This is a genomic window from Micromonospora sp. U56, assembly GCF_018070095.1.
GTDB lineage: Bacteria > Actinomycetota > Actinomycetes > Mycobacteriales > Micromonosporaceae > Micromonospora > Micromonospora purpureochromogenes.
Window position 1 is genome coordinate 1 of record NZ_JAGPYL010000140.1, and the last position, 15413, is coordinate 15413.

Annotated in this window: 13 protein-coding genes; 7 read left to right on the forward strand and 6 right to left on the reverse strand. The window is 71.4% G+C overall.

What is annotated here, in order from left to right; translation table 11 throughout:
* The first annotated feature begins 161 nt into the window (after positions 1-161).
* From KBX37_RS29745 to mshC, 4 genes are all read left to right on the forward strand, one after another.
* Positions 162-866: an MSMEG_4193 family putative phosphomutase gene (locus KBX37_RS29745; RefSeq protein ID WP_210779199.1), complete on the forward strand. Its 705-nt coding sequence runs from the start codon at positions 162-164 to the stop codon at positions 864-866.
* Positions 867-978: 112 nt separating this feature from the next.
* Positions 979-1560, forward strand: coding sequence for a DUF3090 domain-containing protein (locus KBX37_RS29750; RefSeq protein WP_088962352.1), 582 nt, complete (start codon positions 979-981; stop codon positions 1558-1560).
* The gene (locus KBX37_RS29755; RefSeq protein ID WP_210779200.1) at positions 1557-2375 is read left to right on the forward strand and encodes an SCO1664 family protein; all 819 of its coding nucleotides are present in this window, start codon (positions 1557-1559) and stop codon (positions 2373-2375) included. Before KBX37_RS29750 ends, KBX37_RS29755 begins: the two co-directional genes overlap by 4 nt.
* Before the next feature lie 67 nt (positions 2376-2442).
* Positions 2443-3681, forward strand: a complete 1239-nt coding sequence (mshC, locus tag KBX37_RS29760; protein ID WP_210779201.1) for a cysteine--1-D-myo-inosityl 2-amino-2-deoxy-alpha-D-glucopyranoside ligase — start codon at positions 2443-2445, stop codon at positions 3679-3681.
* Between the two features lie 137 nt (positions 3682-3818).
* Here mshC and KBX37_RS29765 read toward each other — a convergent pair whose 3' ends face one another.
* Positions 3819-4610 carry a GntR family transcriptional regulator gene (locus KBX37_RS29765; RefSeq protein ID WP_210779202.1) on the reverse strand — a complete coding sequence of 264 codons (792 nt, stop codon included), beginning with the start codon at positions 4608-4610 and terminating at the stop codon, positions 3819-3821.
* A gap of 124 nt (positions 4611-4734) precedes the next feature.
* Positions 4735-5604 (reverse strand): PAC2 family protein, encoded by an 870-nt coding sequence (locus KBX37_RS29770; protein ID WP_154937452.1) that lies wholly within the window; start codon positions 5602-5604, stop codon positions 4735-4737.
* A gap of 260 nt (positions 5605-5864) precedes the next feature.
* Here KBX37_RS29770 and metH point away from each other — a divergent pair, with 260 nt between their 5' ends.
* Together metH and KBX37_RS29780 are read left to right on the forward strand one after the other, a co-directional pair.
* Complete coding sequence (metH, locus tag KBX37_RS29775) at positions 5865-9380, forward strand: methionine synthase (protein ID WP_210779203.1); 3516 nt, start codon at positions 5865-5867, stop codon at positions 9378-9380.
* A gap of 679 nt (positions 9381-10059) precedes the next feature.
* Positions 10060-11031: a CHRD domain-containing protein gene (locus KBX37_RS29780; protein WP_210779204.1), complete on the forward strand. Its 972-nt coding sequence runs from the start codon at positions 10060-10062 to the stop codon at positions 11029-11031.
* 391 nt (positions 11032-11422) lie between these two features.
* Here KBX37_RS29780 and KBX37_RS29785 read toward each other — a convergent pair whose 3' ends face one another.
* From KBX37_RS29785 to KBX37_RS29795, 3 genes are all read right to left on the reverse strand, one after another.
* The gene (locus KBX37_RS29785; protein WP_247659256.1) at positions 11423-11584 is read right to left on the reverse strand and encodes a hypothetical protein; all 162 of its coding nucleotides are present in this window, start codon (positions 11582-11584) and stop codon (positions 11423-11425) included.
* A 62-nt stretch (positions 11585-11646) separates the two neighbouring features.
* Complete coding sequence (locus tag KBX37_RS29790) at positions 11647-12210, reverse strand: dihydrofolate reductase family protein (protein ID WP_210779205.1); 564 nt, start codon at positions 12208-12210, stop codon at positions 11647-11649.
* Positions 12211-12837: 627 nt separating this feature from the next.
* A complete protein-coding gene (locus KBX37_RS29795) occupies positions 12838-13323 on the reverse strand; it encodes a carboxymuconolactone decarboxylase family protein (protein WP_210779206.1) in 486 nt (161 codons plus the stop codon).
* 167 nt (positions 13324-13490) lie between these two features.
* On the opposite strand from KBX37_RS29795, the gene KBX37_RS29800 reads away from it, so the two are divergent.
* Positions 13491-14432: an RNA polymerase sigma-70 factor gene (locus KBX37_RS29800; RefSeq protein WP_210779207.1), complete on the forward strand. Its 942-nt coding sequence runs from the start codon at positions 13491-13493 to the stop codon at positions 14430-14432.
* 33 nt (positions 14433-14465) lie between these two features.
* Here KBX37_RS29800 and KBX37_RS29805 read toward each other — a convergent pair whose 3' ends face one another.
* Positions 14466-15107, reverse strand: coding sequence for a GNAT family N-acetyltransferase (locus KBX37_RS29805; protein ID WP_210779208.1), 642 nt, complete (start codon positions 15105-15107; stop codon positions 14466-14468).
* Positions 15108-15413 lie beyond the last annotated feature (306 nt).

Here is a 15413-nt window from a genome sequence, read left to right on the forward strand (position 1 = left end):
TCCCTGGCCGGCCTGCGGCGGGCCCAGACGACGACCGGCCGCGTTGGAGATGCGTCCGGATACAACACCGGTATCCGGACGCATCTCCGCCTTGCCGGATCGCCGCCTGGACTCCGCCTCGGCTCGACCGAGGACTTCGACCCAGGCCCTAGGGTGGTGTCGTGGCGACCCTTCTGCTTCTGCGACACGGCCGGACGACGGCGAACGCCGACGGCGGGCTGGCCGGCCGCCAGCCGGTCGAGCTGGACGACACCGGCCGGGCCCAGGCCACCGCAGTCGGCGAGCGGCTGCGCGCCCTGCCCCTGGCCACCGTGGTGACCAGCCCGCTGATCCGCTGCCGGCAGACCCTGGAGCTGGCGTTGCCGCAGGTGCAGCCGGTGGTCGAGGAGGGCCTGATTGAGTGCGGCTACGGCGCCTGGGAGGGGCAGCCGTTGAAGAAGCTGGCCAGGGAGCCGCTCTGGCCGGTGGTGCAGCAGCACCCGAGCGCGGTGGTCTTCCCCGGGGGCGAGTCGATGGCGGCGATGGCGGCGCGGGCGGTCGCCGCGGTGCGCACCTGGGACGCCGCCGTCACCGCCGAGCACGGGCCGGAGGCGGTCTGGCTGGCGTGCAGCCACGGCGATGTGATCAAGGCCATCGTGGCGGACGCGCTCGGCGTACACCTGGATCTCTTCCAGCGCATCGTCGCGGACCCGGCGTCGGTCACCGCGATCCGCTACACGCCGCTGCGGCCCTTCCTGGTCCGGCTCAACGACACCGGCGGTGACCTCGGCGGGCTGGTGCCGCCGCCGCGCAAGCGGCGCCGGCGGGCGACCCGGCCGACCGACTCGGACGCCGCGGTCGGCGGCGGCGCGGGGGCGGCCGGGTGAGGGGGACCCGCCACGCCCGGCGCGGCGCGAGCGGCTGCGGGCGTTTCGCCCTCGGCTGAACCACCCTCGGTGCGGTGCGCGACGCCTCCGTGTGCCGGATAGGGTCGTGGGTATGACCCACCAGGTGCACGCCTTCGAGCCGCCGGAGCGGTTCGTCGCCGGGACCGTCGGGCCGCCGGGGGAGCGGACGTTCTTCCTCCAGGCGCGCGGCGGTGGCCGGCTGGTCAGCGTCGCGCTGGAGAAGGTGCAGGTGTCCCTGCTCGCCGAGAAGCTGGAGGAGCTGCTCGCCGAGGCCCAGCGCCGGTTCGGCGTCGACCTGCCCGAGGCCGCGCCCACCCTCGTCGGCGACAACGACCCGCTGGACACCCCGGTCGACGAGGAGTTCCGGGTCGGCACCCTCGGCCTGGCCTTCGACGTCGACAGCGCGACCGTGGTGATCGAGGCGATCGCCGCCGGCGAGGCGGAGGTCGAGGTCGAGCTGGGCGACGAGGAGGACGACGACGAGGACGACGTCGAGGAACCGGACGAGGATCTCGACCGGCTCCGGGTGCGGCTGACCCCCGAGGCGACCCGCGAGTTCATCGAGCGGGCCCGCCGGGTGGTCAACGCCGGCCGCCCGCCCTGCCCGCTCTGTGGCCAGCCGCTCGACCCCGCCGGGCACCTCTGCCCGCGGCACAACGGTTACCACCGGTGACGTCGTCGGAGTTGCAGCCCCGCCAGCACGGCAGCGCGGCGCTCCGGCTGCTGCGCGACGGTGAGCTCGCCCTGGAGGGGCGGCTGGTCGACGCCTCCAACACCACCCTGCGCGGGATCCTGACCCTGGGCGGGCGGACGGCCCGCTGCGTCTACAAGCCGGTGCGCGGCGAGCGGCCGCTCTGGGACTTCCCCGACGGCACCCTGGCCGGCCGGGAGGTCGCCGCCTACCTGGTCTCCCGGGCCACCGGCTGGGACCTGGTGCCGCCGACCGTGTTCCGCGACGGCCCGTTCGGCCCCGGTTCCTGCCAGCTCTGGATCGACGAGCCGGACGACGCGGAGCCGCTGGTCGGCTTCGTACCCGCCGAGGCGGTGCCGCCGCGCTGGTTCCCGGTCGCCGCGGCCCGCGACGACGACGGCGCCGCGTACGCCCTGGCGCACGCCGACGACCCGCGGCTGGCCCGGCTGGCGGTGCTCGACGCGGTGCTGAACAACGCCGACCGCAAGGGTGGCCACGTGCTGGTGGGCCCGGACGACCGCCTCTACGGCGTCGACCACGGCGTCTGCTTCCACGTAGAGGAGAAGCTGCGCACGGTGCTCTGGGGCTGGGCCGGCCGGCAACTCCCGCCGGACGCGGTGGAGATGCTCGACACGTTGGCCGGCCAGGTCGCCGGTGAGCTGGGCGAGGAGCTGTCCGACCACCTGACGATCGGGGAGATCGCCGAGCTGGCGGCGCGGATCGACCGGCTGCGCGAGACCGGGTGCTACCCGCAGCCCCCGCAGGACTGGCCGGCGATGCCCTGGCCCCCCATGTGAGTCGCTGTCACGTTGATCACCCGTGGGGCGCCTGCCCGCCGCCTGACGGCTCGTTAGGCTGATGGTCATGGAGTCTTGGGCGGGACACGAGGTGCCACGGCTGCCGGGCGGCGGCGGGCCACTGGGCTTGTACGACTCGGCGCGGCGCGGCCTCCACCCCAGCCGCCCCGACGGCGCGGCGACCATGTACGTCTGCGGCATCACCCCGTACGACGCCACCCACCTCGGCCATGCCGCCACCATGATCACGTTCGACCTGGTGCAGCGGATGTGGCGCGACGCGGGCCTGACCGTGCGGTACGTGCAGAACGTCACCGACATCGACGACCCGCTGCTGGAGCGCGCGGCGCGCGACGGCGAGGACTGGAAGGTCCTGGCCATGCGGGAGACCGCGCTGTTCCGGGAGGACATGGAGGCGCTGCGGATCATCCCGCCGGCGCACTACGTCGGCGCGGTGGAGTCGATCCCGGACATCGCCGAGAAGGTCCTCGTCCTGCTCAAGGACGGCGCCGCGTACCGGCTCGACGACGGCACCGGCGACATCTACTTCGACGTCAGCGCCGCCCCGGAGTTCGGCTACGAGTCGAACCTGACCCGTGAGCAGATGCTGGAGATCTTCCCGGAGCGCGGCGGCGACCCGGACCGGGCCGGCAAGCGCGACCCGCTCGACCCGCTGCTGTGGCGCGGCGCCCGCGAGGGCGAGCCGTCCTGGCCCGGTGGTGAGCTGGGCGCCGGCCGCCCCGGCTGGCACATCGAGTGCGCGGTGATCGCGCTGAACCTGCTCGGTGACCGGATCGACGTGCAGGGCGGCGGCAACGACCTGCTCTTCCCGCACCACGAGTGCTCCGCCGCGCACGCCGAGCGGCTCACCGGCCAGGCGCCCTTCGCCGCCCACTACGTGCATGCCGGCATGATCGGCCTGGACGGCGAGAAGATGTCGAAGTCGAAGGGCAACCTGGTCTTCGTCTCCCGGCTGCGGGCCGACAAGGTCGACCCGATGGCGGTGCGGCTGGGCCTGATGTCCGGGCACTACCGCGCCGACCGCGCCTGGTCCGACGACCTGCTCCACACCGCGCAGGCGCGCCTGGACCGCTGGCGGCGGGCCGCCGCCGCGCCCGCCGGGCCGTCCGGGGCGGACTTCCTGGCCGGGGTACGCGCCCGGCTCGCCGACGACCTCGACAGCCCCGGCGCCCTGGCGCTGGCCGACGACTGGGCCGACCGCGCCCTGGCCGGTGCCGGCGACGACCCGCAGGGGCCGGCCCTCTTCGCCGACACCGTCGACGCCCTCCTCGGCATCCGCCTCTGAGCCTCGGCCGGCGGCGGCCGCCTCGGGTCGCAGCCCCATGATCCAGTCGCATCCACCGACACCGTCCACGGCGTGTCGTGTCGGTGGATGCGACTGGATCATGAGGGTCGGGCGGTGACACCGGGGTACGGAAGGGGTCAGCCGAGTACCAGGCCGGGGTCGGGGTCCTGGTCCGGGGTGGGTGCGGGGATCCTGTACTCCTCGGTGAGGGTGGTCATCGGGCCGGGCCAGGTGGCCTGGGCGACCTCGATCGGCTTGCGCTGCTCGTCGTAGGCGACGTGCAGCAGGTGCAGCACCGGGGTGTCCGGCCGGATCTGCAGGGTCTCCGCCTCTTCCCGGCTGGGCTGGCGGGCGCTGATCGTGTCGGTGGCCGAGACGTACCGGCGACCGGTGGCCTCCTCGGCCTCCTGGTAGAGCGGGCGGCCGAACGCCTCGGCCCGCTCCAGCGAGGTGCCCGCGGTGTCGGCCGGGAGGAACCAGGAGGCGCCCACCTCCACCGGCGAGTCCTCGGTGCGTACCAGGTGCCGGCGGCAGAGCAGGTCGGTGCCGTCGGGCACCCCGAAGGCGTCGGCGACCTCCGGCGGGGCGGGGGAGCGGCCGACGGAGACCAGCTGCTGCCGGTACCGGGCGGCCAGGTCCGTGTGGTAGCCGCGGAAGCCGCCGTAGCGGCCCCGGGAGAGCCGGTTGAGCCGGCGTCGAGTGCCCCGCACGTACGTACCGGAGCCGGGCTTGGTGATCAGGATGCCCTCGACCCGCAGCTGGTCGACGGCGCGCTGGACGGTCTGCTTCGCCACGCCGAACATCTCGGCGATGGCCGGGATGGACGGCAGCCGCTCGCCCGGCGCCCAGTCGCCGCGGCGCACCTGCGTCTTGAGCTGCGCGGCGATCTGCCGGTGCGGGAACTCGGCGGCCCCCGGGTTGATCTGCACACCCGCCTCCTCATACCACTAGGTTCCTAGGATGCCCTACGCGGCGTGATCTGCGCCACCCCGACACGCGCAGATCGGCCCCGGACGCGAACGTCCGGGGCCGGTGACTCGGTGGGGAAGGGCGTTACCAGGAACCGGCCGTGGGGCCGGCGGAACCGCCCCGGCGGCGCAGGTACTTCTCGAACTCCTGGGCGATCTCGTCCCCGGTCAACGGGGTGATGCCGGCGTCGCCGACCCGCTCCTCCAGCTCGCGGACGTACTCACCGAGCTCGGCGTCCTGCTCGGCGGCGCCGCGCACCCGCTGCTCCCACTCGGCGGCCTCCTCCGCCAGGTCGGCCATTGGCACCGGCAGGTCGAGCACGTCCTCGACCCGGTGCAGCAGGGCCAGGGTGGCCTTCGGGCAGGGCGGGTTGTTGGCGTAGTGCGGCACGTGCACCCAGAACGACACCGCGTCGACCTCGGCCCGGGTGCAGGCGTCCTGCAACACCCCCACGATGCCGGTCGGCCCGTCGTAGCGGGTGGGGGTGAGCTGGTAGCGCTGGGCGGCCTCGGCGTCGGAGGCGCTGCCGCTGATCGGTAGGGGACGGGTGTACGGCACGTCGGCCAGCAGCGCGCCGAGCAGCACCACCCGCTCGACCTCCAGGCTGTGGCAGATCTCCAGCACCTGCTCGCAGAAGGTGCGCCAACGCATGCTGGGCTCGATGCCCCGGATCAGGACCACGTCCCGCTCGGTGCCCTCCGGGCTGGCCACCATGAACTTCGTGGTGGGCCACTCGACCCGCCGGGTCTCACCCTCGGCCATCGTGATGGTCGGGCGGCTCACCTGGAAGTCGTAGAAGTCCTCCGGGTCCAGCTCGGTGACCGGGCGGGCCTGCCAGACCTGCTCCAGGTGCTCCACGGCGGCGGTGGAGGCGTCCGCGGCGTCGTTCCAGCCCTCGAAGGCGGCGATCGCCACCGGGGACCGCAGCACCGGCAGCCCGTCGAACTCGGTCACGCCGTCACCTCACCCTGCTCGTCGCCGACGGCGCCGGGCGCCGACCCGGTCCTCCGCCCGCCGTGCACGGTGGCGTCCCTGATGTCCTTCACGTCCGCCAGCCTACGTGGCGGCGCCAGGTGCGGCCGGTCGGCCGCGCCGGTCCGCCACGCCGGCGGACCGCCCAAAGGGCACGAAAGGGATGCGCGTTCCCGCTGGCAGAATGTGGGACCGGCTACGGCTGCTGACCGACGGGCGCATCGTCGCATTAACCTGAACCCGTGCGGACTTCGTTGCTGGATGTGCTGGCCGACCGGATCCTCGTCGCCGACGGGGCGATGGGGACGATGTTGCATGCTGCCGACCTGACCCTCGACGACTTCGAGGGGCTGGAAGGGTGCAACGAGATCCTCAACGTCACCCGCCCGGACGTGGTGCGCGGGGTGCACGAGGCGTACCTGGCCGCCGGGGCCGACTGCGTCGAGACCAACACCTTCGGCGCCAACCTCGCCAACCTTGGCGAGTACGACATCCCGGAGCGGATCCGGGAACTCTCCGCGGCCGGCGCGCGACTCGCCCGGGAGGCCGTCGACGCGTACGCCACCGCGGAGCGGCCCCGGTTCGTGCTCGGGTCGATCGGGCCGGGCACCAAGCTGCCCACCCTCGGGCACACCGCGTACGCGACGCTGCGCGACGCGTACCAGGAGAACGCCGCCGGCCTGATCGAGGGCGGCTCGGACGCGCTGATCATCGAGACCTCGCAGGATCTGCTCCAGGTCAAGGCGGCGGTGGTCGGCTGCCACCGGGCGATGGCCGAGCTGGGCCGGAAGGTGCCGATCATCTGCCAGGTGGCGATGGAGACCACCGGCACCATGCTGGTGGGCAGCGAGATCGGGGCGGCGCTGGCGGCCATCGAGCCGCTGGGCGTGGACCTGATCGGGCTGAACTGCTCGACCGGCCCGGCCGAGATGGGCGAGCACCTGCGCTACCTGTCCCAGCACTCGCGGACCCCGCTGTCGGTGATGCCGAACGCCGGCCTGCCGGTGCTGACGGCGGACGGGGCGTACTTCCCGCTGACCCCGGTGGAGCTGGCCGACGCGCTGGAGCGGTTCGTCGCCGAGTACGGCGTCTCGCTGGTCGGTGGCTGCTGCGGCACCACCCCGGAGCACATCCGGGTGCTGGCCGAGCGGCTGCACGGCACGAACCCGACGCCGCGCGAGCCGCGGCACGAGGCCGGCGTCTCCTCGATCTACCACCCGGTGCCGTTCGCGCAGGACGCCTCGGTGCTGATGGTGGGGGAGCGGACCAACGCCAACGGTTCCAAGGCGTTCCGCGACGCGATGCTCGCCGCCGACTGGCAGGCGTGCGTGGAGATCGCCCGCAGCCAGGCCCGGGACGGCTCACACCTGCTCGACCTCTGCGTCGACTACGTCGGCCGGGACGGCACCCAGGACATGCGCGAGCTGGCCGGGCGCTTCGCGACCGCCTCCACCCTGCCGATCATGCTGGACTCCACCGAGCCGGCGGTGATCGAGGCGGGGCTGGAGATGCTCGGCGGCCGGTGCGTGGTCAACTCGGTGAACTTCGAGGACGGTGACGGGCCGGAGTCCCGCTACGCCCGGGTGATGCCGGTCGTCAAGGAGCACGGCGCCGCCGTGGTGGCGCTGCTGATCGACGAGGAGGGGCAGGCGCGGACCGCCGAGTGGAAGGTCCGGGTCGCGGGCCGCCTGATCGAGGACCTCACCGGACGGTGGGGGATGGACCGCTCCGACATCCTCATCGACGCGCTGACCTTCCCGATCGCCACCGGGCAGGAGGAGACCCGGCGCGACGGCATCGAGACGATCGAGGCGATCCGGGAGATTTCCCGCCGCTACCCCGGCGTCAACTTCACCCTCGGCGTCTCCAACGTCTCGTTTGGGCTCAACCCGGCCGCCCGCCAGGTCCTCAACTCGGTGTTCCTGCACGAGTGCCAGCAGGCCGGCCTGACCAGCGCCATCGTGCACGCCAGCAAGATCCTGCCGGTCAGCCGGATCCCGGACGAGCAGCGCGAGGTGGCGCTGGACCTGATCTACGACCGGCGCCGCGAGGGGTACGACCCGGTGCAGCGGTTCATCGAGGCATTCGAGGGCGTGGACGCGGCCTCGGCGCGGGCCGGGCGGGCCGAGGAGCTGGCCGCGCTGCCGCTGGACGAGCGGCTCAAGCGGCGGATCGTCGACGGTGAGCGCAACGGCCTGGAGGCCGACCTGGACGCGGCGATGGCCGGTGGCCGGTCGCCGCTGTCGATCATCAACGACCTGCTGCTCGACGGCATGAAGGTCGTCGGCGAGCTGTTCGGCTCCGGGCAGATGCAGCTGCCGTTCGTGTTGCAGTCCGCCGAGGTGATGAAGACCGCGGTGGCCTACCTGGAGCCGCACATGGAGACGGCCGAGGACGGCGGCAAGGGCCGCATCGTGCTCGCCACCGTCCGGGGCGACGTCCACGACATCGGCAAGAACCTGGTCGACATCATCCTGTCCAACAACGGCTACGAGGTCGTCAACATCGGCATCAAGCAGCCGATCAGCGCGATCCTGGACGCCGCCGAGGAGCACCGGGCCGACGCGATCGGGATGTCCGGCCTGCTGGTCAAGAGCACCGTCATCATGAAGGAGAACCTGGCCGAGATGGCCACCCGAGGGGTGGCCGACCGCTGGCCGGTGCTGCTCGGCGGGGCCGCGCTCACCCGCGCGTACGTCGAGGACGACCTGCGGTCGATGTTCCCCGGCCAGGTGCACTACGCCCGCGACGCCTTCGAGGGGCTGTCCCTGATGGACCGGGTGATGACCGCCAAGCGCGGTGGCGCCCCGGTCGTCGACCCGGAGCGGGAGGCCGCCCTGGCCGCCCGGCGGGCCCGCCGGGAGCGGCAGCGCACGATGGTCACCGAGGCGCTGCCCGAGCTGCACGACGCCTCGGTCCGCTCCGACGTGGCCACCGACGTGGAGGTGCCCACCCCGCCGTTCTTCGGCACCCGGGTGGTCAAGGGAGTGCCGCTGGCCGACTACGCGGCGCTGCTCGACGAGCGGGCCACCTTCCTCGGGCAGTGGGGGCTGCGCGGCTCCCGGGGCGGCCAGGGCCCGTCGTACGAGGAGCTGGTGGAGACCGAGGGCCGGCCCCGGCTGCGCTACTGGCTGGACCGGCTGATCGCCGACAAGGTCCTCGAGGCGGCGGTGGTGTACGGCTACTTCCCCGCGTACGCCGAGGGCAACGACCTGGTGGTGCTCGACGAGAACGCCAGCGTCGAGCGGGCCCGGTTTTCCTTCCCCCGCCAGCGGCAGGAGCGCCGGCTCTGCCTGGCCGACTTCTTCCGGCCGAAGGGCGACCAGCTGGACGTGGTGGCGTTGCAGCTGGTCACCGTCGGGCAGCCGATCAGCGAGTACACCGCGAAGATGTTCGCCGGCAACGAGTATCGCGACTACCTGGAGGTGCACGGGCTGTCCGTGCAGCTCACCGAGGCGCTCGCCGAGTACTGGCACCGGCGGGTGCGCGCGGAGCTGACCCTGCCCGGTGGCCGTACCGTCGCCGACGACGACCCGGCGGACCTGGCCGGCCTGCTGCGCACCGACTACCGCGGCTGCCGGTACGCGTTCGGCTACCCGGCCTGCCCGGACCTGGAGGACCGGGCGAAGATCGTGGAGCTGCTGGGCGCGGAGCGCATCGGGGTGCAGTTGTCCGAGGAGTTCCAGCTGGTGCCGGAGCAGGCGACGGACGCGATCGTGGTGCACCACCCGGAGGCGAACTACTTCAACGCCAAGTAATTCCGTGCAGGCTGCTGACCTGCGGCGGAGCGCCTGGGGAAGCCCGGTGTTCCATGATCATGGCGTTCCCAGGCCGTCCGGGGTCTGTGGGTCGTCGGCGGAGGCGTGGTCGATCGGCGCGGCGGGTGCGGTCCTCGGTGGTCGGCAGCAGGTGGGTGTAAATCTGCAGGGTTAAGCCCGGGTGGGAGTGCCCCGGGTGCGCCGAGAGGGCCTTGACGCTCTCGCCGGCGTCGAGCAGGACCGAGGCGTAGGTGTGCCGGAGCACCTGCATGCCGTTGTGTCGGTCGTCGGGGACGCCCGTCGCGCGGGACGGGGCGCCGTGCGTCATCGCGGCCACGGGGCGGATGAGCACGCCGGAGGGGTACCGCCGGGCGCGTGCACCGACGGTCGCCGCATCGAGCGTGGTCGTCCCCGTCGAACCTCCCGGGTCGGCCGCACAGGGCCCAGTCTGATCCATAGCTCTCGAGAGTCTCTGACGGTCGGATCAGGTAAGCCGACTCATGTTTGCCGCGAACGTGGAACAATTTCGCAAAGGGTGCCAATCGAACCGAGTGCTGGACGGTCTCGACGACAACGACCTCTGGCGCACGGCACCTTTGCCTGCCTGAGTCCGGTCATGAGTGGTTCGTCCGCCGGTGATCCCGGGGCTCAGGACTCCACGTAGAAGGGAGCAGCAGTGATGGGACGTACCCGACTCTGGGCGGTCGCGATGGCGGCCAGCGCAGCGGTGGCGGCAACCGCCATCGGCACCGCCGCCATGGGCGACGGCCGGAACGACTCGGGTGACAAGCGGGAGTCGCACGACTCCCGCGACTCGTGGGACTGGACCGACTCGCGGGACCACAAGGAGGTGAACGTCCGGGCCAAGCTCAGCGGCTTCGAGGAAGACCCAAAGCCGATCTCGACGCCCGGCTCCGGCCGGTTCAAAGCCACGATCGACGAACGGGACAAGGAGATCGAGTTCGAGCTGAGCTACGAGGACCTGCAGGACGTCCAGCAGGCGCACATCCACTTCGGAGGGAGGCACCAGAGCGGCGGCATCGCCGCCTTCCTCTGCTCAAACCTGAAGGACGCGAAGGGTGGCGCGTCGCACGACGTCCAGTCCTGCCCCCAGGCCCCAGCCACCATCGAGGGGACCATCAAGCCCGATGACGTGGTCGGCCCTGCCGACCAGGGCATCGAGCCGGGCGAGTTCGACGAACTCGTCGACGCGATCGAGGCCGGCGTCACGTACGTGAACGTGCACACCAAGAAGTATCCGAACGGCGAAATCCGCGGCCAGATCAAGAGCGACGACAAGCGGGACCGGGACGACGAGAACCGGGGCCGCGACGAGGACGACGACCAGTGGAACTCGTGGTGGAGCGGCGACGAGGACCGGGCTTGGAACGAGCTCAAGAAGAACTGGGACCGGGACCACGAGGACCGGGACGAGCGCCACGACGACAAGGGCGACGAGGACCGGGACCGGGACGAGCGCCACGACGACAAGGGCGACGAGGACCGGGACCGGGACGAGCGCCACGACGACAAGCGCGACGAGGACCGGGACCGGGACGAGCGCCACGACGACAAGCGCGACGAGGACCGGGACCGGGACGAGCGCCACGACGACAAGCGCGACGAGGACCGGTCCAACGACGAGAAGTGACCAGTCGCCTCGCGACGGGGGGAACGCCCAACCCTTGACGGGTCGGGCGTTCCGCCATTGCGTCGGCCCACCCGCCGCTCTACGAGGCGGGCCGGTTGTCGTGCCAAGGCTCCGCGCTAAGCTCGGCCGCGCCCCACCGTCACCAAGATCAGGCCGTATCCAGGCCGTCCGAGGTAGACCAACAGTGACAAACGCCGACCGCCACCGGCAGGACTAACACCAGGTCAAGCGGTATCTTGCCCGGTTTTGAGCGAGCACTTTTAACGCCAATGATCAATGCAACGCCAAGTGACGCCGTCAGGTGCTATGAGCTGCGCAAACACCCTCCGCTCACCCGCCTAGGCCGTGGCCAGGCCCGGCACAGGCGTCCAGGCCGCGGCCGAAGGCTGCGTCAATCGCACGGCGGGTCCGGTCCTCGCTGTGCGGCAACAGGTGGGTGTAGACCCCGCAGCGTGAAGCCGGGGTCGGCGTGGCCGACGTACGCCGACAACGTCTTGATGCTCGCGCCCGCGTCGAGCAGCACCGAGGCGTAGGTGTGACGCAGGACGTGCATCCCGTTCTGCCGGATGTCCTCATACCCGGTCCGGCGAGGCGCTGATGACTCGGACAGCGGTGTCAGTCCGACTCATCGCGGGCGCCGCCGTAACGCTCGTAGATCACGCGCGAGCTGAACGTCCTGGTCTCGACCAGGTGTAGCGGAACGTCTTCGGTGACGGGCGGCAGAAAGGGCGTGCCGCCACCGACGACGACCGGATAGCGGAACATGCGCAGCTCGTTGACGAGGCCGAGCTCGACCGCTGCCGCAGCCAGGCCGGCGCCGCCGATCGAGACGTCCCTGTCGGTCACGTCGAGCGCCGCAGCGACCTCATCGGCCACCGACGCCTTGGCGAGCCGGGCGTTGCCCTGAACGCTGTCGAGCGTGGGGCTGAAGACGACCTTCGGGAGAGCGCACCAGACGTCGGCGAACGCGGCCCTGAGCTCGTTGTCGCGCAGCGACGGATCCGTCTCCCACACCAGCATGGTCTCGTAAAGCCTGCGACCCAACAGATAGCCGCCAAGCTCGCGTATCTGCGCGAGGTGGAAACGAAACAGCTCCTCGCTAGGGGCCGTCCACCCGAACCCGCCCTCGCGGTCGGCGATAAAGCCGTCCACCGAGACGCTCATCGAGTAGATCAGCATGGCGTCACGCTCATCGCACCGGAGCGACGGACGATGAACGCGATGAAGTTCACCACTGAGCTTGACATCGGGGCGCTCCCCTTCCTTCTTCCTGGGGCCTCACGTGGACAAACACTGTGACATACCAGGCGGCACTCCCGTGCCCCGCGAGACCAAGGCGTTCGTCGCCGAACTGCTGCGCCAGCAGCGGGGCGCATTGGGCACCCGGGCCGGGCGGCGGGCCCTTGCCTGGCCCAGGCGGTGCTGGTGCTGCGCTGGTACCTGGACGGGGCCGTATCGGCGTTCGTACTCGGCTACCGCGCCCTCGGTCCCGGAGTTACGAGCGGTGAGCACCTCAGCAAGCGACGCCGCCGCCAAGAAGACCTGTCCGACCCGCGCAGCTCAACATGACGCAGCGCCCATCGATCGGCGTCCAGCTCGTCGTAGTTCCACACAGGTCATGACCGCGGCGTACCTCGACGACCAGCAGCGCGTCGCCGCCGCGCTGCTCGGTGTCGGCCGGGCGATCGTCGGCTACCGGGAGGAGTGACCGGGCCGGCGCTCAGCCGGCGGTGAGGTCGCCCAGGGCGATGCACGGGCCCGGCCCAGTCTCGAATGATCCCGGGCCGGGCCGGATTCGTCCGCCGATCAGTTGAACGCGGCGGCGAACATGCCGGGCTCGTACGAACCCCCCTGCTGGTGCACGATCACCGCGAGCCGGTTGGCCGCGTTGATCAGGGCGACCAGGGAGACCAGCGCGGCGATCTGGTCGTCGTCGTAGTGCTTGCGCACCTGGGCCCAGGTCTCGTCGGACACACCGTGGTGAGCGTCGGCGAGCCGGGTGCCCTCCTCGGCGAGCGCCAGCGCGGCCCGCTCGGCCTCGGTGAAAACGGTGGACTCGCGCCAGGCGGCGACCAGGTTGAGCCGAACCGGGGTTTCACCGGCGGCTGCCGCCTCCTTGGTGTGCATGTCGATGCACCAGCCGCAGCCGTTGATCTGGCTGGCCCGCAGCGACACCAGCTCCTGCGTGGAGCTCGGCAGCGGCGACTGATGGATCACCAGGCTGGCGTTGGCGAACCGCTTGAAGAATTTGACGGCGATCTCGTTGTCGAGCATGTTGAAGCGAGCGTCCATGATTCCGCCCTTCCTCGTGGTGTGGCACTGGACGAACACGAGATGCCGGCGATCAGATCCCTGTGACGGTGTGAGTACGTGGTGCCCGCCACAGGGTCTCTGTGTCACACAACGGCGGGGTCCGGCATCTGGTGGGTGACACAGGCGCGAGTGAACAGGAGTCACCCATGGCCGGCACGTCGCAGACCGCACCCGACTCTCGTGGCAGGGGCAGCAGCCGCGAGGACCGCCAGGACCTCGCGACCGAGGCGTTCCTCGCCCACCGCAACCTGCTCTTCACCGTCGCCTACGAGATGCTCGGCTCGGCCGCCGACGCGGAAGACGTGCTGCAGGAGACCTGGTTGCGGTGGGCGGGCGTCGATCTCGGCGCGGTGCGGGATCAGCGCGCCTACCTTGTGCGGATCACCACCCGCCAGGCACTCGGCCGGCTGCGTACGCTCGGCCGCCGCCGGGAGTCCTACGTCGGTTCCTGGCTGCCCGAGCCGCTGCTCACTACGCCCGACGTGGCCGAGGACGTCGAGTTGGCCGACAGCGTCTCGATGGCGATGCTGCTGGTGCTTGAGACGCTCACGCCGACCGAGCGAGCGGTGTTCGTGCTGCGCGAGGTGTTCGACGTCGGGTACGACGAGATCGCCGAAGCCGTCGACAAGAGCCAGGCCGCGGTCCGCCAGATCGCGCACCGGGCACGGGCACATGTCGCGGCGCGCCGGCCGCGCGGGGTCGTTTCCGCGGCCGAGACCCGAGACGCGCTCGAGGCGTTCCGGCGGGCGGCCGAGACGGGCGATCTGCAGAGCCTGCTCGACATCCTCGCACCGGATGTCGTGCTCGTGGGTGACGGTGGCGGAGTCAAGCAGGCCGTCCCGCGTCCCATCGTGGGGGCCGACAAGGTGGCCCGCCTGCTGGTTGCCGGGCTGGGCAGGCTTGCCGACACCGCGTCGCTGCGGCCGGCGCAGGTCAACGGCTACCCGGCGCTGATTTTCTGGCAGGCCGGCGAGCTCGACACCGTTGTGGCGGTGCGCATCGACGACGGCCTCATCACCGGGCTCTACGCCGTGCGCAATCCCGAGAAGCTGTCGCACATGCTGCGGGAGACCGCCCTGCGCCGCTGAGGCGTGCCGTCGGCGGCAGATCCGGCTGCTGGATCAGAGGCCGAACGAGGCTCGGCAGGCGTCCATGCCGTCCACCGTCACGGCTGGCCGCTTGTGCTGGCGCCACCGCTGCAGGGTCAAACGCAGGCGGTCGGAGACGACGGCCTCACCGTCGCGCGCATCGACGGAAATCCCGTCGTGCTCGTAGCCGAGTTTGCGCGATACGCCTTGCGAGGAGTGGTTGTCCTGGAACACCTCGGTCAGTGCGGCGGTGGCGCCGAGATGATCGAAAGCAAGGGTGAGCAGTCCGGCTCTGGCTTCCGTTCCATAGCCTCTGCCCTGATGATCCATGCCGAGCCAGGCCGAGGTCGTCACCTGTCTGACGACCGGGAAGTCCCGTGCGCGAAGCGTGACCTTGCCGATCGGCTGGCCCGCCCGGAAGACGCCCATCCCGAGCTGCCACGCTGCCACGTCCCAGGAGGCAAGCTGGTCCCAGTGTCCTTGCAGGACGGACCGGGCCCGGTCCGCATAGCTGCCGTCGGTCCACGGGGTCAGGAACGGCCGCTCGCCGGGACGATGCACGCCCTGGCCGGCGAGATCGGCTAGCGCAGCCAGTTCCTCCTCGCGTGGCAGGCGCAGTTGCAGGTGCGGGGTGACGATGGTGAGACCGTACAGCGGCCACAGGTCGGCGAGCATGTCCCGCATCCTGTCGGTCGAGATCCGTCCGGGCAAGCGAGATGATGCACCGGTCAACGCACAGGACTGGGTCACGTGGGTCGAGCGGACTCGCTCCGGCCCTCAAGCGCTGCGACGCTGCGCCTTGATCGGTCGCTCAGCGCACATCGCTAGTGTTCCGTCTCAGTTTTGACTAGCCGCTTGCTGGAGGGCGCTCGTCCACGTCGGACCTTGGCCAGGATCGATTCGGCTGTGGCGGTCCACACGAACGGCTTCGGGTCGTCGTTGTGCACGCGCAGGTACTCCTCGATGGCGGCGACGAGGTCG

Excerpts from the sequence above, each read along its gene's own strand:
- KBX37_RS29750 (WP_088962352.1), top strand. The coding sequence starts at position 979 with ATGACCCACCAGGTGCACGCCTTCGAGCCGCCGGAGCGGTTCGTCGCC.
- mshC (WP_210779201.1), top strand. The coding sequence starts at position 2,443 with ATGGAGTCTTGGGCGGGACACGAGGTGCCACGGCTGCCGGGCGGCGGC.
- KBX37_RS29780 (WP_210779204.1), top strand. The coding sequence starts at position 10,060 with ATGGGACGTACCCGACTCTGGGCGGTCGCGATGGCGGCCAGCGCAGCG.
- KBX37_RS29785 (WP_247659256.1), bottom strand. The coding sequence starts at position 11,584 with ATGCACGTCCTGCGTCACACCTACGCCTCGGTGCTGCTCGACGCGGGC.
- KBX37_RS29790 (WP_210779205.1), bottom strand. The coding sequence starts at position 12,210 with ATGCTGATCTACTCGATGAGCGTCTCGGTGGACGGCTTTATCGCCGAC.
- KBX37_RS29795 (WP_210779206.1), bottom strand. The coding sequence starts at position 13,323 with ATGGACGCTCGCTTCAACATGCTCGACAACGAGATCGCCGTCAAATTC.
- KBX37_RS29800 (WP_210779207.1), top strand. The coding sequence starts at position 13,491 with ATGGCCGGCACGTCGCAGACCGCACCCGACTCTCGTGGCAGGGGCAGC.
- KBX37_RS29805 (WP_210779208.1), bottom strand. The coding sequence starts at position 15,107 with ATGCTCGCCGACCTGTGGCCGCTGTACGGTCTCACCATCGTCACCCCG.